The sequence below is a fragment of the Kocuria marina genome, assembly GCF_000786655.1.
In the GTDB taxonomy this organism is placed as follows: Bacteria; Actinomycetota; Actinomycetes; order Actinomycetales; family Micrococcaceae; genus Kocuria; species Kocuria marina_A.
This window is the reverse complement of record NZ_JROM01000016.1, coordinates 415,174-435,200: the sequence shown is the minus strand read 5'-3', so window position 1 is coordinate 435,200 and position 20,027 is coordinate 415,174. Positions and strand designations below refer to the sequence as shown.

At 69.9% G+C, this 20,027-nt stretch carries 16 protein-coding genes; all 16 read left to right on the top strand.

Features of this window, described 5'->3' with window-relative positions; genetic code table 11:
- Positions 1-44 precede the first annotated feature (44 nt).
- Entirely contained in the window at positions 45-1,436 is a 1,392-nt protein-coding gene (gene ribB / locus AS25_RS04565) for a 3,4-dihydroxy-2-butanone-4-phosphate synthase (protein ID WP_052160691.1), read from the top strand.
- Positions 1,433-2,134 carry a GTP cyclohydrolase II gene (gene ribA / locus AS25_RS04560; RefSeq protein WP_052160690.1) on the top strand — a complete coding sequence of 234 codons (702 nt, stop codon included), beginning with the start codon at positions 1,433-1,435 and terminating at the stop codon, positions 2,132-2,134. Before ribB ends, ribA begins: the two co-directional genes overlap by 4 nt.
- Positions 2,131-2,610 (top strand): 6,7-dimethyl-8-ribityllumazine synthase, encoded by a 480-nt coding sequence (gene ribH, locus AS25_RS04555; RefSeq protein ID WP_035962120.1) that lies wholly within the window; start codon positions 2,131-2,133, stop codon positions 2,608-2,610. The genes ribA and ribH overlap by 4 nt, the downstream gene beginning before the upstream one ends.
- 114 nt (positions 2,611-2,724) lie before the next feature.
- Positions 2,725-2,988 carry a phosphoribosyl-ATP diphosphatase gene (locus AS25_RS04550; protein ID WP_035962118.1) on the top strand — a complete coding sequence of 88 codons (264 nt, stop codon included), beginning with the start codon at positions 2,725-2,727 and terminating at the stop codon, positions 2,986-2,988.
- A gap of 70 nt (positions 2,989-3,058) precedes the next feature.
- On the top strand, positions 3,059-3,904 hold the full coding sequence (gene hisG / locus AS25_RS04545) for an ATP phosphoribosyltransferase (protein ID WP_035962116.1): 846 nt from the start codon (positions 3,059-3,061) through the stop codon (positions 3,902-3,904).
- A gap of 48 nt (positions 3,905-3,952) precedes the next feature.
- Positions 3,953-4,717, top strand: a complete 765-nt coding sequence (hisF, locus tag AS25_RS04540; protein WP_035962114.1) for an imidazole glycerol phosphate synthase subunit HisF — start codon at positions 3,953-3,955, stop codon at positions 4,715-4,717.
- Positions 4,717-5,121, top strand: coding sequence for a phosphoribosyl-AMP cyclohydrolase (gene hisI, locus AS25_RS04535; RefSeq protein ID WP_035962112.1), 405 nt, complete (start codon positions 4,717-4,719; stop codon positions 5,119-5,121). Before hisF ends, hisI begins: the two co-directional genes overlap by 1 nt.
- The gene (locus AS25_RS04530) at positions 5,122-6,711 is read left to right on the top strand and encodes an anthranilate synthase component I (protein ID WP_052160689.1); all 1,590 of its coding nucleotides are present in this window, start codon (positions 5,122-5,124) and stop codon (positions 6,709-6,711) included. It abuts the gene before it with no gap.
- A gap of 2 nt (positions 6,712-6,713) precedes the next feature.
- Entirely contained in the window at positions 6,714-7,355 is a 642-nt protein-coding gene (locus AS25_RS04525; RefSeq protein ID WP_035962110.1) for a Trp biosynthesis-associated membrane protein, read from the top strand.
- 132 nt (positions 7,356-7,487) lie between these two features.
- Positions 7,488-7,733, top strand: a complete 246-nt coding sequence (locus tag AS25_RS04520; protein ID WP_035962108.1) for an HGxxPAAW family protein — start codon at positions 7,488-7,490, stop codon at positions 7,731-7,733.
- Positions 7,734-7,864: 131 nt separating this feature from the next.
- Complete coding sequence (locus AS25_RS04515; protein ID WP_035962106.1) at positions 7,865-10,030, top strand: bifunctional phosphoribosylanthranilate isomerase/tryptophan synthase subunit beta; 2,166 nt, start codon at positions 7,865-7,867, stop codon at positions 10,028-10,030.
- 38 nt (positions 10,031-10,068) lie between these two features.
- A complete protein-coding gene (trpA, locus tag AS25_RS04510; RefSeq protein ID WP_052160723.1) occupies positions 10,069-10,875 on the top strand; it encodes a tryptophan synthase subunit alpha in 807 nt (268 codons plus the stop codon).
- A complete protein-coding gene (lgt, locus tag AS25_RS04505; protein WP_035962489.1) occupies positions 10,875-11,738 on the top strand; it encodes a prolipoprotein diacylglyceryl transferase in 864 nt (287 codons plus the stop codon). The genes trpA and lgt overlap by 1 nt, the downstream gene beginning before the upstream one ends.
- 327 nt (positions 11,739-12,065) lie before the next feature.
- The gene (gene gltB / locus AS25_RS04500; RefSeq protein WP_253270471.1) at positions 12,066-16,781 is read left to right on the top strand and encodes a glutamate synthase large subunit; all 4,716 of its coding nucleotides are present in this window, start codon (positions 12,066-12,068) and stop codon (positions 16,779-16,781) included.
- On the top strand, positions 16,774-18,237 hold the full coding sequence (locus AS25_RS04495; RefSeq protein WP_035962101.1) for a glutamate synthase subunit beta: 1,464 nt from the start codon (positions 16,774-16,776) through the stop codon (positions 18,235-18,237). The genes gltB and AS25_RS04495 overlap by 8 nt, the downstream gene beginning before the upstream one ends.
- A 182-nt stretch (positions 18,238-18,419) precedes the next feature.
- A complete protein-coding gene (pyk, locus tag AS25_RS04490; RefSeq protein WP_035962099.1) occupies positions 18,420-19,922 on the top strand; it encodes a pyruvate kinase in 1,503 nt (500 codons plus the stop codon).
- Positions 19,923-20,027: the final 105 nt, after the last annotated feature.

The window sequence follows — 20,027 nt, the reverse complement described above, 5'->3', positions numbered from 1 at the left end:
TGTTCCCGAGAACCCCGCGCACCCCGGATCCCCAAGGAGAATCAGTGTTCACCGGAATTGTCGAAGCCCAGGCCACCGTGGAACGTGTGGAACGGTTGGCGCAGGACGCCGCCCGGCTGCACGTGTCCGCGGGGCCGCTCGTCGCGGACCTGCCCCACGGCGGCTCACTCGCGGTCAACGGGGTGTGCCTGACCGCGGTCCCCTCGGGCGCGGCGGGGGACTTCACCGCGGACGTCATGGGCGAGACACTGCGCCTGACCACCCTGGGGGCGCTCGGACACGGTGATGTGGTGAACGTGGAACGCTGCACCGCCGCCGGGCAGCGCCTGGACGGGCACGTGGTCCAGGGGCACGTGGACGGCGTGGGCACCGTGGTGCAGCGCACGCCCCACACCGGATGGGAGACCGTGCGAATCAGCGTCCCCGTGGCGCTCGCGCGCTACATCGCGGTCAAGGGATCGATTGCGGTGGACGGCGTGTCCCTCACGGTCACCGCGGTGAACCCCGCGGACGAGCCCGAGGCGTGGTTCGAGGTGGGGCTGATCCCGGAGACCCTGCGCGCGACCACGCTCGGCGCCCGCACGCCGGGTTCCACCGTCAATCTCGAGGTTGACGTGCTCGCCAAGTACGCCGAGCGCCTGGCCTCGTACGCGGCACCCGCCGTGCCGCGCGGCGTCGCCCTCGATCCGGTCGCGGACGCCGTCGCCGCGATGGCGTCGGGCGCCGCGGTCGTGGTCGTGGACGACGAGGACCGCGAGAACGAGGGCGACCTGGTGTTCGCGGCACAGCGCGCGACCCAGCCCCTCATGGGCTTCACGATCCGGCACAGCTCCGGGGTGGTGTGCGTGCCCATGACCGACGAGCGCGCGGACCGGCTCGCCCTGCCGCCCATGACCGAGCACAACGAGGACGCCAAGGCCACGGCGTACACCGTCACGTGCGATGCCCGCGCCGGGATCACCACCGGGATCAGCGCGCGGGACCGGGCGCTGACCACGCGGCTGCTCGCGCTGCCCGGCACCACCGCGGCCGAGCTCACGCGTCCCGGCCACATCCTGCCGCTGCGCGCGGTCCCGGGCGGCGTGCGCGAACGCGCGGGGCACACCGAGGCCGCCGTGGAGCTCGCGCGTCTCGCGGGCTGCGAGCCCGTGGGTGCGATCGCGGAGATCGTCGACGACGCGGGGCAGCCCCTGCGCGCGCCAGCCCTGCGGCGGTTCGCGGACGAGCACGGGCTCGTGATGATCAGCATCGCCGATCTGATCGCCCACCTGGACGCGACGGAAGCCGCCGAGGACGCCGTCCCGCGAACCGCGAACGACGCCGGTGCCGCGGCTCAGGACGCGAAGGGCACGACCCGAACGAGCGCCGTCGACGTCGCCGGGTGCGCCACCGCGCCGTCGGTGGACACCACGGGGGAGGGGGACCGCATCGCATGAGCGTTTTCGACCCCGGCGAGATCCCCGAGCCCGCGTCCCCGGCCGACGACCGCGCGGCCCCGGGAGCGGAGCCCCTGCAGCACAGCGACCCCGTGACCGTGCCCTCCGAGTACGGCACGTTCTCAATGACCGGGTGGCGCGTCCCGGAGCCGTCGGGGATCCCCGCCGCCGAGCACATCTCGCTCACGGCACCCCCGCCCGCCGACGAAGCCGCTCTGCCACCGTTGCTGCGGCTGCATTCCGAGTGCCTCACCGGGGACGTCTTCGGCTCGTGGCGCTGTGATTGCGGACCGCAACTGCACCTTGCGCTGGAACGGATCTCCCGCCACGGGGGCACGGTGCTGTACCTGCGCAACCACGAGGGCCGCGGGATCGGGCTGATCAACAAGCTGCGCGCCTACAAGCTCCAGGACGGCGGAGCGGACACCGTGGACGCCAACACCATGCTCGGGCTGCCCGCGGAGGCCCGGGACTACACCGCCGCCGCCCGGATCCTCGCGGCCATGGGCCTGACCACGGTGCGGCTGCTGACCAACAACCCGGACAAGGTCGCCAAGCTCGAGGCGCTCGGGATCACCGTGGCGAACGTGATCCCCCACGAGGTCCACGCGCGCACCGAGAACCTGGACTACCTGCGCACCAAGCGCGACCGCATGCACCACCACCTGACCCACCTCAACCCAGGAGAAACATCATGAGCGGACACGGCGCCCCGACCATCCTCGCCTCGGACCTCGACGCCTCGGACCTGACCGTGGCCGTGGTCGCCGCGAGCTGGCACACGACGATCATGGACGGGCTGCTCGACGGCGCCCTGCGCGCCCTCACGGAAGCGAACACCGGCACGGTCGTGCGGGTGCGCGTGCCCGGGAGCTTCGAGCTGCCCGTGGCCGCCCGCCGCCTGGCGGAGACGGCGGACGCGGTGGTCGCGCTCGGCGTCGTGATCCGCGGCGGCACCCCGCACTTCGACTACGTGTGCCACGCCGCGACCTCCGGACTCACGGACGTGTCCGTGGCCACCGGGACCCCGGTGGGCTTCGGCGTGCTCACGTGTGACACGGAGGAACAGGGCCTGGACCGCGCCGGCCTCGAGGGCTCGCACGAGGACAAGGGCTACGAGGCCGCCCACGCCGCCCTGAGCACCGCCCTGACCCTGCGCGAGTACGGGGTCTGAACGGAGCAGACGCTCGCGGCCGGTCCGCCACGCTCGATCCGCGGAGGCCGGCCGCGAGCGGCGTGCATGTGCCACGCGTTCGGGACGGGCACGCGCACCCATTACCCTGAAGGGGTGAAAACCTTCGAAGACCTCTTCACCGAACTGCGCACCAAGGCCGAGCAACGCCCCGAGGGATCCAGGACCGTCACAGAACTGGACTCCGGGATCCACGGCATCGGGAAGAAGGTCGTCGAGGAGGCCGCCGAGGTCTGGATGGCGTGCGAGTACGAGTCCGACGCCGAGGCCGCTGAGGAGATCTCCCAGTTGCTCTACCACGTGCAGGTCATGATGATCGCCAAGGGTATGAGCCTCGAGGACGTCTACAAGTACCTCTGAGCCCCGCGCGTCACCCGCTCCGGGGCAACGCCCCGATCCCCGTCATCTGCGCCCCGCGGAAAGGAATCCCATGCTGCGAGTAGCCGTGCCCAACAAGGGCGCGCTGTCCGAAGCCGCCATCACCATGCTCACCGAGGCCGGTTACCGGCAGCGGCGCAGCACCCGGGAACTCGTGCTCGTGGACAACGACAACCACGTGGAGTTCTTCTACCTGCGCCCACGGGACATCGCGATCTACGTGGGTGGCGGCACCCTGGACCTGGGGATCACCGGACGGGATCTGCTGCTCGATTCCGGCGCGGAGGCCGAGGAGGAGCTGGGCCTGGACTTCGCTCGTTCCACCTTCCGGTTGGCCGGCCCGCGCGGCCAGTTCGAGTCCGTGCAGGAACTCGAGGGCAAGCGGATCGCCACGAGCTACCAGTTGCTGCTGGAGCGTTACCTCGCGGACCGCGGCGTGGATGCCGAGGTCGTCCGCCTGGACGGCGCCGTAGAATCCTCCATCCGGTTGGGTGTCGCGGACGCGATCGCGGACGTCGTGGAGACCGGCAACACCCTGCGCGCGGCGGGCCTCGAGATCTTCGACGAACCGATCATGACCTCCGAGGCGCTGCTCATCCGCCGCGGCGACGAACCGGAACCCGAGGGACTGCGCGTGCTGCGACGTCGTCTGCAGGGTGTGCTGGTCGCGCGGCAGTACGTGATGATGGATTACGACATCACCGAGGACCTGCTGGCCGCCGCCACCGAGATCACCCCGGGTATGCAGGGCCCCACGATCTCCCCGCTCGGTCACGACGGTGCGGTGGCCGTTCGCGCGATGGTGCGCAAGAGCGACACCAACAAGGTCATGGACGCGCTCTACGAGGTGGGGGCCCGGGCCATCCTGGTCTCACCCATCCAGGCCGCGCGGATCTGACGCGGGCGCGGGCGAAGAGAAGTCAAGAGCAGTGAGGACGGTGGCGTAATGGGTGTGGCCGTACGAGTCATTCCGTGTCTGGACGTCGACGCCGGGCGCGTGGTCAAGGGCGTGAACTTCGAGAACCTGCGGGACGCGGGGGATCCCGTCGAACTCGCGGCGCGCTACAACCTGGCCGGCGCGGACGAGCTCACGTTCTTGGATGTGACCGCGTCCTCGAGCGAGCGGGACACCATGTTCGACGTCGTGGCGCGCACCGCAGAGAAGGTGTTCATCCCCCTGACCGTGGGCGGTGGCGTGCGCACGGCGCAGGACGTGGACCGGTTGCTGCGCTGCGGCGCGGACAAGGCCTCGATCAACACCGCGGCGGTCACGCGCCCGGAGGTCATCGACGAGATCACGAACCGCTTCGGCAACCAGGTGCTCGTGCTGTCCCTGGACGCGAAACGCACGGGCAACACCCCGTCCGGGTTCGAGGTCACCACGCGCGGTGGGCGCACGCTCACGGGCCTGGACGCGCTCGAGTGGGCCCGGGAGGCCGAGGAACGCGGGGTCGGGGAGATCCTGCTCAACTCCATGGACGCGGACGGGACCCGCGAGGGTTTCGACCTGGAGATGATCTCCGCCGTGCGTAAGCGTGTGAGCGTGCCGCTCATCGCGTCGGGCGGAGCCGGGGCACCCGAGCACTTCCCGCCCGCGGTCGCCGCCGGCGCGGACGCCGTGCTGGCGGCCTCGGTGTTCCACTTCGGTCCGGACGACGCGATCGCGGACGTCAAGAACGCCCTGCGCGCCGCGGGTTACGAGGTGCGCTGATGTCCCAGAACCAGGAGACCCGGATGAGTACCGCCACGGACGAGTTCACGACCCACAATCTGGACCCCCGCATCGCCGAGCAGCTCTCGCACAACGAGGCGGGACTCGTGGCGGCGATCATCCAGCAGTACGACACCAAGGAGGTGCTCATGCTGGGCTGGATGAACGACGAGGCCCTGCATCGCACCCTGACCGAGGGTCGTGTGACCTTCTGGTCGCGGTCCCGCCAGGAGTACTGGCGCAAGGGGGACACCTCCGGGCACTACCAGAGCGTGCACTCCGTGAGCCTGGACTGTGACGGGGACGCCCTGCTCGTGCAGGTGGACCAGCACGGCGCAGCATGCCACACGGGCTCGCGCACGTGCTTCGACGAACGAGACCTCCACGCGGAACAGGCGGTTTAAATGCACGAACTCGGCAGCATCACCCCCACCCTTGAGGAGTTCCGGCAGTATGCCGCGACCCGCCGCGTGGTCCCGGTGCGCACCACGGTGCTCGCGGACTCCCTGACCCCCGTGGGTCTGTACCGCGCGCTCGTGACCCGCGAGGGCGAACCCCGCCCGGGCACGTTCCTGCTCGAATCCGCCGCGGAGGGCGGGGTGTGGTCCCGCTACTCGTTCGTGGGCGCCGGTTCCGTGGCCACGCTGACCTCCCGGGACGGGCAGGCGCACTGGCTCGGTGACGCACCCACCGGGGCACCCGTGGACGGCGACCCCCTCGACGCCCTGCGCGCGACCATGCAGTTGCTGCACACCGAACCCTTCGAGGGCGTCCCGCCGCTCACGAGCGGGATGGTGGGTTTCGTGGGCTGGGAGGCCGTGCGCCGCTGGGAGACCCTGCCCAACCCGCCCGAGGATGACCTGCACATGCCCGAGCTGGCCATGAACCTCGTCGCGGACATGGCCGTGCACGACAGCAAGGACGGCTCCGTGCTGCTCGTGGCCAATGCCGTGAACGTCAACGGCACGGACGAGAACGTGGATGCCGCCTACCACGACGCCGTGTCCCGGTTGCGCTCCATGGTGACCCGCCTGGCCACCCCGCTCGAGCGCACTACGGTGTCCATCGCGGAGCAGGGAGCACCGGAGCTCACGGACGTGGAGTCCGTCGCGCGCCAGTCGTGGGACCGGGAGCTGTTCATGTCCGCGATCGACCGCGGCAAGCAGGCGATCGTGGACGGCGACATCTTCCAGGTGGTGGTCTCGCGCCGCTTCGAGGCTGAGTGCCACGCGAGCTCGCTGGACGTCTACCGCACGCTGCGCCGGATCAACCCGAGCCCGTACATGTACCTGTACTCGTTCGAGGACGCCCAAGGTCGGCCGTACTCGATCGTGGGTTCCTCACCCGAGGCGCTCGTGACGGTCACGGGCCGCCAGGCCATGACCCACCCGATCGCGGGCTCCCGCCCGCGCGGTGCCACGGTGGACGAGGACGTGGCCCTGGGCCAAGACCTGCTCGCGGACGAGAAGGAACGCGCGGAGCACCTCATGCTCGTGGACCTGGCCCGCAACGATCTCTCCAAGGTCGCCGAGCCCGGCAGCGTGGACGTGAGCGAGTTCATGGAGATCGAGCGTTTCAGCCACATCATGCACCTGTGCTCCACGGTGGTCGCGCGCATGCGCGAGGACGTCACCGCCTACGACGTCCTCGCCGCCACGTTCCCCGCGGGCACGCTCTCGGGCGCGCCCAAGCCTCGCGCGTTGCGCCTGCTCGACGAGTACGAACCGCTGCGCCGGGCCGTCTACGGCGGCGTCGTGGGCTACATGGACTTCGCGGGGAACATGGACATGGCGATCGCGATCCGCACGGCGCTGCTGCTCGAGGGTACGGCGTACGTCCAGGCGGGCGGCGGTATCGTGGCTGATTCGGATCCCGAGTCCGAGGCCCAGGAATCCCTCAACAAGGCCACCGCGCCGTTGCGCGCCGCGCTGATCGCCCAGACCCTGCGCGAGCCGGGCACGGACACCCGGGCCTCCCGTCCCCCGAGGAGCTGACGTTGCTGCGCCGCACCGCACCCGCCGTCCTGGTCACGCTGTTGTGTGCCCTGGCGTTGTTCGCCACGACCACCGCCACCTGGATCCACGCGGACGTCCCCACGTCCCTGCAGTCGGTCACGGTGGACGTCCCCGGGGCCGACGCCGCTCCGGCCGTCACCGCCCTGGGTCTTGTCGCCGCCGTGGCCGCGGTGGCCTCCACGCTGGGAGGCCGGGTGCTGCGCATGATCGTGGGCGCCGTCGTCGCGCTAGCGGGCGTGGGCGCGGTGCTCGCGGTGCTGGCCGTCACGGGGGACTCGCGTGCGGCCGCGCAACCCACGGTCGGCGCGCAGACGGGTGTGATCAACGACGGCGGGGACTACGCCCTTACCGGGTGGCCGTGGGCCGCCGTGACCGCCGCGATGCTGCTCGCACTGTGCGGCGTGTGGCTCGCGGTGGTCGCCCGGCACGCGCGACGGCGCAATGCGCAACGCTACGATCGCGATGCGGTCGCCGGCAGCGTGGGAACCGCCGCGACGACGGCCGCGATGCACCCGCGGGGTGGCGAGGCCTCGGCCGGGGAGACCCAGGCCGCGGAGCACGCGGACGACATCGACACGTGGGACGCGCTGACTCGCGGCGAGGACCCTACACAAACCGACTGAACCGCGTGGGCTGCGGCGCGCACGCGCCGGGAAGTGGCACAATGGGGTCAGAGAATCCTCGGTCCCACGGCTCACGCGGGACCGGCAATCCAAGAGCCGAGCGGCTCAACCGGCACGGGAGAGTGGACACGCATGTCGAACACCGATCAGATCATCCTGGACCACACCGCCGCGGTGGGCCACGGCAACACCGTGGCCGCGTGGGCCTGTGTGGGCGTGATGACCGTGGGTGTCATCGTGGGCTGCGTGGGTTTCGTGATGGCTTCGGTCCCTGTGACGGTCGTGGGCATCGGTCTGATCATCGTGGGCGTGATCGTGGGCGGCGTGCTCAAGTCCATGGGGTACGGCAAGGGCGGGTCCAAGACCAGGTCCCACTGATCGCCGCAGGGGATCGGTACCGCATTCATCCGTCGATGACCAGTTCCGCGCTGTCGGGGAACTGGTCATCGTCGTCCGTGCGCCGGGTGCACCGCACGTCGGCGTGCACCGAGAACTAAGTGAGGAATCGCATGACGCAGCAGCACACCGGTACGGTGCTAGACCGGATCATCGAGGGGGTGCGCGAGGACCTCGAGACCCGGAAGGCATCGGTGTCCCTGCAGGACGTGCGCCGTGCCGCCGCGGAACAGACTCCCGCGCTGGACGCCGAGTCCGCCCTGCGCGGTTCGGATCCCGCGTCCGTGCAGGTGATCGCCGAGGTCAAGCGCTCGAGCCCGTCCAAGGGTGCGCTCGCAGCGATCGAGGACCCGGCGCAGCTGGCCGCCGCGTACGAGCGCGGTGGGGCCTCCGTGATCTCGGTGCTCACCGAGCAGCGCCGCTTCGGGGGCTCGCTCGCGGACCTCGACGCCGTGCGCCGCGCCGTGGGCATCCCCGTGTTGCGCAAGGACTTCGTGGTCGAGGAGTACCAGGTGTGGGAGGCCCGCGCGCACGGTGCGGACATCGTGCTGCTCATCGTGGCAGCCCTCGACGACGCCACCCTGCGGGAGCTGCTCGAACTGACCCACCACCTCGGCATGCATGCGCTCGTGGAGACGCACACCGAGGAGGAGATCGATCGCGCCGTCGCCGTGGGTGCGCGGATCATCGGGGTGAACACCCGCAACCTCAAGACCCTGGACGTGGACGTGGACATGTTCGGTCAGCTCGCCGAGCGGTTGCCACGCGAGGCCGTGATCGTGGCGGAGTCCGGTGTCCTGGGGGAGGAGCAGATCCGGTTGTACGCGGGCCACGGCGCCAACGCGGTGCTGACCGGTGAGGTGCTCGTGCGCGCCGAGGACCCCGCGCAGACCATCGGTCGCTTCCGGGAGGTCGGCGCAATGTCCCGGGCCGAGTACTTGGCTGGGGCCACCCCGACCGCCGCGCAGGAGGAACTCGCCGCGGCCCAGGTCTCGGGGGAGGCTTCCGCACGGGACGCCGAGTCCCTCCGGCACGCCCCGGGCCCTTACTTCGGGGACTTCGGTGGCCGGTGGATGCCCGAGTCCCTCGTGGCGGCCCTGGACGAACTGACCGAGACGTTCGACAAGGCTCGTACGGATGAGACCTTCCAGGACGAGTTCCAGCGGCTCTCCCGCGAGTACTCCGGCCGACCCTCCCTGCTCACCGAGGCCGAGCGCTTCGGCGCGGAACTCGGGGTGCGCGTGTTCCTCAAGCGTGAGGACCTCAACCACACCGGTTCCCACAAAATCAACAACGTGCTGGGGCAGGCCCTGTTGGCCCGGCGCATGGGCAAGACACGGCTGATCGCCGAGACAGGCGCGGGCCAGCACGGTGTGGCCACGGCCACCGCAGCGGCTCTGTTCGGCATGGAGTGCTGCGTGTACATGGGCGAGGAGGACACGCGCCGCCAAGCGCTCAACGTCGCGCGCATGCGGCTGCTGGGAGCGGAGGTCGTGGCCGTGAAGAACGGTTCCCGCACCCTCAAGGACGCGATCAACGAGGCCCTGCGGGACTGGGTCGCGTCCGTGGAGACCACTCACTACCTGCTCGGCACCGCCGCCGGACCGCACCCGTTCCCGGCTATGGTCCGCTACTTCCACGAACAGATCGGTGAGGAGGCCCGCGCGCAGATCCTTGAGCAGGCAGGCCGCCTCCCGGACGCCGTGACCGCGTGCGTGGGCGGCGGGTCCAACGCGATCGGGATCTTCCACGGCTTCCTGGACGATGAGTCCGTGCAGCTCTACGGCAACGAGGCCGGGGGTGACGGCGTGCAGACCGGCCGCCACGCCGCGACCATCACACTGGGCCGACCGGGCGTGCTGCACGGCGCCAAGACGTTCCTCATGCAGGACCCGGACGGGCAGACCGTGGAGTCCCACTCGATCTCCGCCGGCCTGGACTACCCCGCCGTGGGGCCGGAACACTCCTACCTGCACTCGATCGGGCGCGTGAACTACGAAGCGGTCACGGACGTCCAGGCCATGGACGCCTTCCGGCTGCTGTGCCGCACCGAGGGCATCCTCCCGGCCATCGAGTCCTCCCACGCGCTCGCCGGCGCCCGCGAGGTCGCTGCCCGCTGGGTCGCGGAACTCGGGCCCGAAGAAGCGGCGCAGAAGATCATCGTGGTCTCGCTCTCCGGGCGCGGCGACAAGGACGTGGCCACCGCGGGGGAGTGGTTCGACCTCCTCCCGCAGGACAGCCACGAGGAACGCGTGGCGCAGAAAGGCGAACAACTGTGAGCACCACCGAGCACACCCCTGCGGGCTTGACCGAACGCATCGTCCCGCGTGACCTCACGCGCAGCGCGGACTCCGCGCTCTCGCGGCGGATCGAACAGTGCAAGGCCGAGGGCCGCCCGGCCCTCGTGGGCTATCTGCCCGCCGGGTACCCCACCGTCGAGGAGTCCGCCGCTGCCGCCGTGGCCCTGGGTCGCAACGGCGCGGACATCATCGAGATCGGCATCCCCTACTCGGACCCCGTGATGGACGGACCGGTCATCCAGGCGGCGACCACCCAGGCGCTCGCCAACGGTTTCCGGGTCGAGGACGCGTTCACCGTGGTGCGCGCCGTCGCCGAGCAGACGGACGCGGTCCCCGTGGTGATGACGTACTGGAACCCCGTGCTGCAGGCGGGCGTGGACGAGTTCGCGCGCCGGCTCAAGGACGCCGGGGGAGCCGGGATCATCACCCCGGACCTGATCCCGGACGAGGCCACGGAATGGTTCGCGGCCTCCGAGGAGCACGGTCTGGACCGGATCTTCCTGGTGGCCCCGTCCACCACCCGTGAGCGCATGGACATGACTGTGAGCGCGGCCTCCGGCTTCGTGTACGCGGTGTCCGTGATGGGCGTGACCGGGACCCGGGACCAGGTGTCCTCGGCCGCCGAGGACGTCGTCGCCCGCGCACGCGGGGCCGGTGCGGAGCGGGTGTGCGTGGGCCTGGGGGTGTCCAGCCGTGAGCACGTGCTGGAGATCGGGGCGTACGCGGACGGCGTGATCGTGGGCACGGCTCTCGTGCGCGCGCTCGGTGAGGGCGGGCCGCAGGCCGTGGGTGAGCTCGCCGCGCACCTCGCGGGACGCGACTGATGCCGCCGGTGCTGCACGCCTCCATCCCGTCCCCGAGCATCAGCAGCATCCACCTGGGGCCGCTCACGGTGCACTTCTACGCGCTGTGCATCCTGCTCGGCATGGCCCTGGCCATCTGGCTCACCATGCGGCGCTGGAAGCAGTGCGGTCAGGACCCGGACGTACTGTGGGACATCGTGTTCTGGGCGGTGCTCGCCGGGATCGTGGGGGCGCGCGCCTACCACGTGCTGATCACGGACCCCGCCGGGTACTTCGGGCCCGGCGCGGACCCCCTGGCCGTCTTCCGGATCTGGGAGGGCGGACTCGGCATCATGGGCGCCGTGCTGTTCGGCGCCGTGGCCGCGTGGTTCGTCTCGCGCAAGAACGGGTTGTCGCTCGCCGTGTTCGCGGACTGCGTGGCCCCCGGACTCCTGCTTGCCCAGGCCGTGGGACGGTGGGGCAACTGGTTCAACCAGGAACTGTTCGGCAGACCCACCACATTGCCGTGGGGGCTCGAGATCTCCCCGGCGTCCCCGAACTTCCCCGCGGGGCTGCCCGCGGACACGCTGTTCCACCCCACATTCCTGTATGAGAGCCTGTGGAACCTGCTGGGTGTGGTGCTGCTGCTCGCCATCGACCGCCGCATGCGGGACCCGCACGGGCGGATCTTCGCGCTGTACATGATCTACTACGGGATCGGGCGACTGTTCATCGAGCTGTTCCTGCGCGTGGACCCGGCCCTGGTGATCGCCGGTGTGCGCGTGCACGTGTGGACCTCGCTGCTGATCGTCATCGCGGGCATCCTCCTCTTCGCGGTCCTGGGTAGGCGTGCCCGCTCTCGTGCCGGGGCAGCGGCCGAGCCTGCCCGGGCCGTGCGTTCCTGACGCGTCCTCCGGGTCTCCGACCACGACGCCGCACGCGGACCCCGCAGAGCTCTTCACGACTCCGCGGGGCCCGCGTCGTCGTCCGTGCGATCCGTCACGCATGTTCATGTGACATGGCCTACGTGGTAAATTACCCGAGCACCGTGCCTGTCCCGCTCATCCGTGGGACCCGCCGGTTCGATCCACGGCCCACGGGCCGCTTCCTTCCGCAACGGGGCGGACACGCGCGTCACCTGGATCCCGCGTCGCCCGCTGCGCACCCACCGAGTGCTCCCCGGGCCTCGTCCGACGCATTTGACCTGCCGGCCCTTGGTGAGGAGTACCGCCATGAGCAGTGACCAGATAGCAGCCCCGAACTCCCGCGAGCAGCATCGCGTGAGCACCACGGATCCCGTTCGCCGGGACGCACCCGAACCACGCGACGCCGCCGAACCGGTGTCCCCGTTCGAGCGTTTCTCGGCGGTGCCCGAGGATAAGGGCCTGTACCGCTCGGAGGACGAGAAGGACGCATGCGGTCTGGCCGTCGTGGCCACCCTGGACGGCGTGGCCTCCCACGACATCGTGGACGCCGCGCTCACGGCCCTGCGCAACCTCGAGCACCGCGGTGCGGTGGGTGGGGACGAGGGCACCGGGGACGGCGCCGGTCTGCTGACCCAGATCCCGGACGAGTTCCTGCGCGAGGTGGTGGACTTCCCGCTGCCGCCCCAGGGGGCCTACGTAGTGGGCACGGCGTTCATGCCCACCGGCGGTAAGCACCTCGAGGAGCTCAAGCGCTCGCTCGAGGAACTCGCCCGCATGGAACGCCTCACGGTCCTGGGCTGGCGGGACGTCCCCGTAGTCGACGACGCCGTGGGCGCGTCCGCGCGCGCCGTGATGCCAACGTTCGTGCAGTTCTTCGTCTCCGACAGCAGTCACAACGAGCGGGCGGCGTCCCTGTTTGCGCAGGACGCAACGTCCTACGATCCCGTGGCCGCCCAGCTCGAACTGGACCAGAAGGCGTTCCGCGTGCGCAAGCGCGCGCAGAACAAGTTCGGGGTGTACTTCCCGTCCTTCTCGTCCCGCACGCTCGTGTACAAGGGCATGCTCACCACGGCTCAGCTCGAACCGTTCTACCCGGACCTGTCCGATCCGCGGTTCACAACCAAGCTCGCGGTGGTGCACTCGCGCTTCTCCACCAATACGTTCCCGTCCTGGCCGCTCGCCCAGCCCATGCGAACGCTCGCGCACAACGGTGAAATCAACACCGTGGTGGGCAACCGCAACTGGATGCGCGCACGCCAGTCCTCGCTGTCCGGGGCCGTGCTGGGCCGCCAGCCCGAGGACCTGTTCCCCATCTGCTCGGAGGGCGCGTCCGACTCGCAGTCGCTCGACGAGGTCGCCGAGCTGCTCCAGCTCGCGGGCCGGCCCGTGACCGAGACCATGCTCATGCTGATCCCGGAGGCGTGGCAGAACCATGAGACCATGGATCCGCAGCTCAAGGCGTTCTACCAGTACCACGCCACGATCATGGAGCCGTGGGACGGTCCCGCGTGCGTGTCCTTCACGGACGGCGTGCGCGTGGGCTCGGTCCTGGACCGTAACGGGTTGCGCCCGGGGCGGTTCTGGCAGACCGACGACGGTCTGGTGATCTTCGCCTCCGAGGTGGGCGTCGTGGACGTGGGGGAGCGCGTCGTCGTCCGCAAGGGCCGGGTGTCCCCGGGGACCATGTTCCTCGTGGACACGGACGAGGGCCGGATCGTGGAGGACCGCGAGATCAAGGCCGAACTCGCCGCCACCAAGCCGTGGCAGGACTGGGTGCGGGACTCGGTGCTGCCCATCACGGAGCTGCCCGAACGCGAGCACATGACCCACCCGCCGCACTCCATCCGGTTGCGGCAGAAGACCTTCGGCTACACCGAGGAAGAGCTCAAGCTGATCATCGGTCCCATGGCCGTGGCCGGCGCCGAGCCCATCTACGCGATGGGCACGGACACGCCCGTGGCAGTGCTGTCCAACCGCTCGCGGCTGTTGTTCGACTACTTCGTGCAGTCCTTCGCGCAAGTGACCAACCCGCCGCTCGACGCGATCCGCGAGGAACTCGTCACGTCCATGGCCGGTGCCGTGGGGCCCATGGCCAACATGCTCTCCACGCAGCAGACCCGGACGCGCCAGATCCAGCTGAACTTCCCGGTGATCGACAACGACCAGCTGGACCAGTTCGTGCACCTGGACGACGACGGCGTGCCCCTGAGCCTGCGCGTGCGCGGGCTGTACCGTCCCGTGGACGGTGCGGACTCGCTGCGGGCCCGGATCGCGGAGATCTGCGAGAAGGTCTCCGCGGCCGTGAACCGCGGGGTGCAGTTCGTCATCATCTCCGACCGGGATTCCAACGGCGTGTGGGCTCCCATCCCGTCCCTGCTGCTGACCTCCGCCGTGCACCACCACCTGTTGCGCTCGGCGACCCGCACCAAGGTGGCCCTGATCGTGGAATCGGGGGACGTGCGGGAGGTCCACCACGTGGCCCTGCTGCTGGGCTACGGGGCGTCGGCCGTGAACCCTTACCTGGCCATGGAATCCGCCGAGGAACTCGTGCGCCGCGGGGAGATCCGGGGGGTCACGGAGGAACAGGCCGTGGCGAACCTCATCAAGGCGCTGGGCAAGGGCGTGCAGAAGATCATGTCCAAGATGGGCATCTCCACCGTGCAGTCGTACTGCGGTGCGCAGACGTTCGAGGCGCTGGGCCTGTCGAGCGAGCTCGTGGACGACTACTTCGCGGGCACACGGACCCAGATCGAGGGTGTGGGTCTGGACGTGATCGCCGCGGAGATCCAGTCCCGACACCGCCTGGCCTATCCGGAGGACGGCGTCACCGAACCGCACCGGGACCTCGCCACGGGCGGCGAGTACGACTGGCGCCGCGAGGGACCGCGGCACCTGTTCGACCCGCACACGGTCTTCCGGTTGCAGCACGCGACCCGCACGGGCCGCTACGACATCTTCAAGTCCTACACGTCCCGCGTGGACGACCAGGCCAAGGAGCTCGCGACCCTGCGCGGACTCATGAGTTTCGCGTCCACGCGCGAGCCCGTGAACATCGACGAGGTGGAGCCCGTGAGCGAGATCGTCAAGCGGTTCTCCACGGGTGCCATGAGCTACGGCTCGATCTCCGCGGAGGCCCACGAGACGCTCGCGATCGCCATGAACCGTCTGGGCGCCAAGTCCAACACGGGCGAGGGCGGTGAGGACGTCGAGCGGCTGATCGACCCCGAGCGCCGTTCGGCGATCAAGCAGGTGGCCTCGGGCCGGTTCGGGGTCACGAGTCTGTACCTCGCGACCGCGGACGACCTGCAGATCAAGATGGCCCAGGGCGCCAAGCCCGGCGAGGGCGGGCAGCTCATGGCGCAGAAGGTCTACCCGTGGATCGCGCGCACGCGCCACGCGACCCCGGGGGTTTCGCTGATCTCCCCGCCGCCGCACCACGACATCTACTCGATCGAGGACCTCGCGCAGCTGATCTACGACCTCAAGCGCGCCAACCCTCGCGCTCGCGTGCACGTCAAGCTCGTGTCGGAACGCGGGATCGGCACGGTGGCCGCGGGCGTGACCAAGGCGAAGGCCGACGTCGTGCTGGTCTCCGGTCACGACGGCGGCACGGGCGCGGCGCCGCTGAACTCGCTCAAGCACGCGGGCATGCCGTGGGAGCTGGGACTCGCGGAGACCCAGCAGACCCTGCGGTTGAACGGGCTGCGCGAGCGCGTGGTCGTGCAGGCGGACGGCCAGCTCAAGACGGGGCGCGACGTCGTCGTCGCCGCGTTGCTGGGCGCCGAGGAATTCGGCTTCGCCACGGCGCCGCTCGTGGTGGAGGGCTGCATCATGATGCGCAAGTGCCATCTGGACACGTGCCCCGTGGGGGTCGCCACGCAGAACCCCGAACTGCGCAAGCGCTTCACGGGCAAGGCCGAGCACGTGGTGAACTTCTTCGAGTTCATCGCCCAGGAGGTGCGCGAGATCCTCGCCGAACTCGGGTTCCGCAGCATCGCTGAGGCCGTGGGACACGCCGAGGTGCTGCGCACGCGGGAGGCCGTGGCGCACTGGAAGGCCAAGGGGCTGGACCTGAGCCCCGTGCTGGACTCGTTCCGCGCGGAGGGGGTCACGGACGGACTGCGCAACACCGCCGTCCAGGACCACGAACTCGAGAAGCACTTCGACACGAAGCTCATCCCGCTCGCCCAGCCGGCGATCGAGCGCGCCGAGCCCGTGCGCGTGCAGGAACGCGTGATCAACACGGACCGCGCCGTGGGCACGATGCTCGGCTACACCGTGACCAGCGCGCTCGGAACCCGCGAGCTGCCGGACGACACGATCGACGTGACCCTCACCGGTCAGGCCGGCCAGTCGCTCGGCGCGTTCGTGCCGCGCGGCATCACGCTGCGCCTCGAAGGGGACGCGAACGACTACACGGGCAAGGGTCTGTCCGGCGGCCGGATCGTCGTGCGGCCCCCGCGTGACGCCGGGTTCGTGGCCCACGAGAACGTGATCGCGGGCAACGTGATCGGTTACGGCGCCACGAGCGGCGAGATGTTCTTCAACGGCACCGTGGGGGAGCGCTTCCTGGTGCGCAATTCCGGGGCCACCGCGGTGGTCGAGGGCATCGGTGACCACGGCTGCGAGTACATGACCGGGGGTGTGGCCGTGGTGCTGGGTGAGACGGGCCGCAACTTCGGGGCCGGGATGTCCGGCGGTGTGGCATACGTGTTGGACCTGGACGAGCGGGACGTGAACAAGCAGGCCCGCGAGAGCGGTGAACTGCACCTCGAGCACCCGGACGCCAACGACCGTGAGTTGCTCGCCGACCTCATCAAGCGCCACGGTGAGGAGACCGGGTCCGAGTTCGCGCGTCAACTGCTCGCGGACCCGGACCGCACGATGTCGCGCTTCACCAAACTGCTGCCGCGGGACTACTCCGCGGTGCTCGCACTGCGCAATGAGGCCGAAGCCGCCGGGGACGACCCGGACGGCGACGGCACCTGGCACAAGATTCTGGAGGTGACCGGCCGTGGCTGATCCCCGTGGTTTTCTCAAGGTCCGCACACGCGAGGACCGTCCCAAGCGCCCCGTCCCGGTGCGCCTCATGGACTGGGCGGAGGTGCAGCAACGCCAGGAGGCGGGGACGCTGCACGAGCAGGCCGGGCGCTGCATGGACTGCGGTGTGCCGTTCTGTCACCAGGGGTGTCCCCTGGGCAACCTCATCCCCGAGTGGAACGACCTCGTGTGGCGTGACCGGTGGGACGAGGCGTCCGAGCGGATGCACGCGACCAACAACTTCCCGGAGTTCACCGGGCGCGTGTGCCCCGCGCCGTGCGAGTCCTCGTGCGTGCTCGGGATCAATCAGGAGCCCGTGACCATCAAGCAGGTCGAGTACGCGATCGGCGAGAAGGCGTTCGACGACGACCTCATCAAGCCCTACGTCCCGCAGCGGCTCGTGGGCAAGACGATCGCGGTGGTCGGTTCCGGTCCCGCCGGACTCGCGGCGGCCCAGCAGCTCACGCAGGCGGGGTTCACGGTGGCCGTGTACGAACGGGACGACCGGATCGGCGGTCTGCTGCGCTACGGCATCCCCGACTTCAAGCTCGAGAAGTCCGTGCTCGAACGCCGGCTCGAGATCATGCGCCAGGAGGGCACCAAGTTTCGCCCGGGCGTGGAGATCGGCACGGACATCACGTGGGACGCGCTGCGCAGGCGTTACGACGCCGTGATCGTGGCCACGGGTGCCACGCGGCCCCGTGAGCTCGCGATCCCCGGCCGTGAGCTCGCGGGGATCCACTACGCCATGGACTTCCTCGTGCGGGCCAACCACCTGGTGGCCGAGGACCACGTCCCCGACCCCATCGACGCGCGCGGCAAGCACGTGATCGTATTGGGTGGCGGTGACACCGGTTCCGACTGCATCGGCACCGCGCTGCGCCAAGGTGCGGCGTCCGTGACGTCGCTCGCGATCGGTCGCAAGCCTCCCGTGGACCGCGCGGACGAGGAACCGTGGCCCATGATGCCCCGGGTCTTCGAGGTCTCCACGTCCCACGAAGAGGGTGGCGAACGCACGTACCTGGCCTCCACGGTGGAGTTCGTGGGGCAGGACGGCCGGGTCACGGGACTGCGCGTCGCGGAGACCGAGTACCGCGAGGACGGCTCCCGCGGTCCCGTGGCCGGCACCGAGAAGGTGTTGCCTGCGGACCTGATCCTGCTCGCCCTGGGATTCACGGGCAACGAGTCCCGCGAGCTCACCGAGCAGCTACCCGTAGCGCTGGACTCCCGGGACAATGTGGCGCGGGACGAGACCTACATGACCGCCGTGGACGGGGTGTTCTCGTGCGGTGACGCAGGTCGTGGGCAGTCGCTCGTGGTATGGGCCATCGCGGAGGGCCGGGCGTGCGCCGCTCACGTGGAACGCCACCTGACAGGCCAGACCCGGTTGCCAGAACCCGTGACCCCGTCCGAGCGGGCGATCGACCTGAGCCTGTGACCCGCCCGCGTCCGTGATCCTCCCGGCACCCGCCATGAGTCCTGCCATATCAATTCCCAGGGCTCGTTGCTAAGGTAGGTACGGACATCGGCGAAGCGGCCGCGGTCGGGCAGCACCACGCTGCTCGACCCGGCCGCTTCGTCATATGCACCAACCATCCGCCATTCGAAAGGGAGTCACCCATGCGTCGAGCGAAGATCGTGGCCACCATCGGCCCCGCCATCTCCTCGTACGAGAACGTCACCCAGGCGATCCAGGCCGGAATGAACGTGGCTCGCCTCAACATGAGTCACGGTGACCACACCGTGCACAATACGTCCTACGAGAACCTGCGCCGGGCCAGCGAAGAGCTGGGCACCACGGTCGCGATCCTCGCGGACCTGCAGGGGCCCAAGATCCGGCTGGGCAACTTCGCGGACGGCCCCCATGCGTTGGACGTGGGTGACACCTTCACGATCACGATCGAGGACGTCCCCGGCTCCAAGGAGCTGTGCTCCACGACCCACAAGGGCCTGCCCGGCGACGTCAACGTGGGGGACCCGCTGCTGATCGACGACGGCAAGGTCGCCCTGCGCGCCACGGCCGTGTCGGACACCGCCGTCACCGCCGAGGTCGTGGTCGCCGGGACCGTGTCCGACCACAAGGGCATCAACCTCCCCGGCGTGGCCGTCAACGTCCCCGCACTGAGCGAGAAGGACGAGGCGGACCTGCGCTGGGCCCTGCAGCGCGGCGTCGACATCATCGCGCTGTCCTTCGTGCGGGACGCCCAGGACATCACCCGGGTGCACGAGATCATGGCGGAGGAGGATCGCAAGATCCCCGTGATCGCCAAGATCGAGAAGCCTCAGGCCGTGGATGCGCTGCACGAGATCATCGACGCGTTCGACGGCATCATGGTTGCCCGCGGCGACCTCGGTGTGGAGCTGCCGCTGGAGGCCGTGCCGATCGTGCAGAAGCGCGCGATCGAGCTCGCCCGCCGCTGGGCGAAGCCCGTGATCGTGGCCACCCAGGTGCTCGAGTCCATGATCGACAACCCGCGCCCCACGCGCGCCGAGGCCTCGGACTGCGCGAACGCCGTGCTCGACGGCGCGGACGCCGTGATGCTCTCGGGCGAGACCTCGGTGGGCAAGTACCCCATTAAGACGCTCGAGACCATGTCGAACATCATCCTGGCCACCGAGACGCAGGGCATGGACCGCATGCCCCCGCTGGGCACCGAGCCCCGCACGCGCGGCGGCGCCATCACCCGCGCGGCGGTGACCATCGCCCGGCAGCTGGACGTGAACTACATCTGCACGTTCACCCAGACGGGTGACTCGGCCCGCCGGTTGTCCCGGTTGCGCCCGGAACACCCGATCCTCGCGTTCACCCCCGAGAAGAGCGTGCAGGCGTGGCTGCAGTTGCTGTGGGGCGTCCAGCCCATCCGGGTGGATCGCGTGGAGCACACCGACGACATGACTCGTCAGGTGGACCACTACCTGCTCCAGCATGATCTCGCCAACATCGAGGACATGGTCATCATCTGCGCCGGTTCGCCCCCGGGCCACGCCGGGTCCACCAACCTCGTGAAGGTGCACCGCGTGGGCGACCTCCAGGACGCCGGCGAGGCACCCCAGCGCGAACCCCGCGAGCGCGTAGGGCCGTGGGGCGGCATGGCCGGTTCCGCCACGTGGCGGGAGCCGTGATCGGTCGCTGACCCACGCGGGTCGGCCGTATGGCGGACCGCTGCGAGCGGTTCTCGTCGTGGCATCTGCGTGTGGGTGTCGACCCGATGTTCTAGTGGAGTAAAG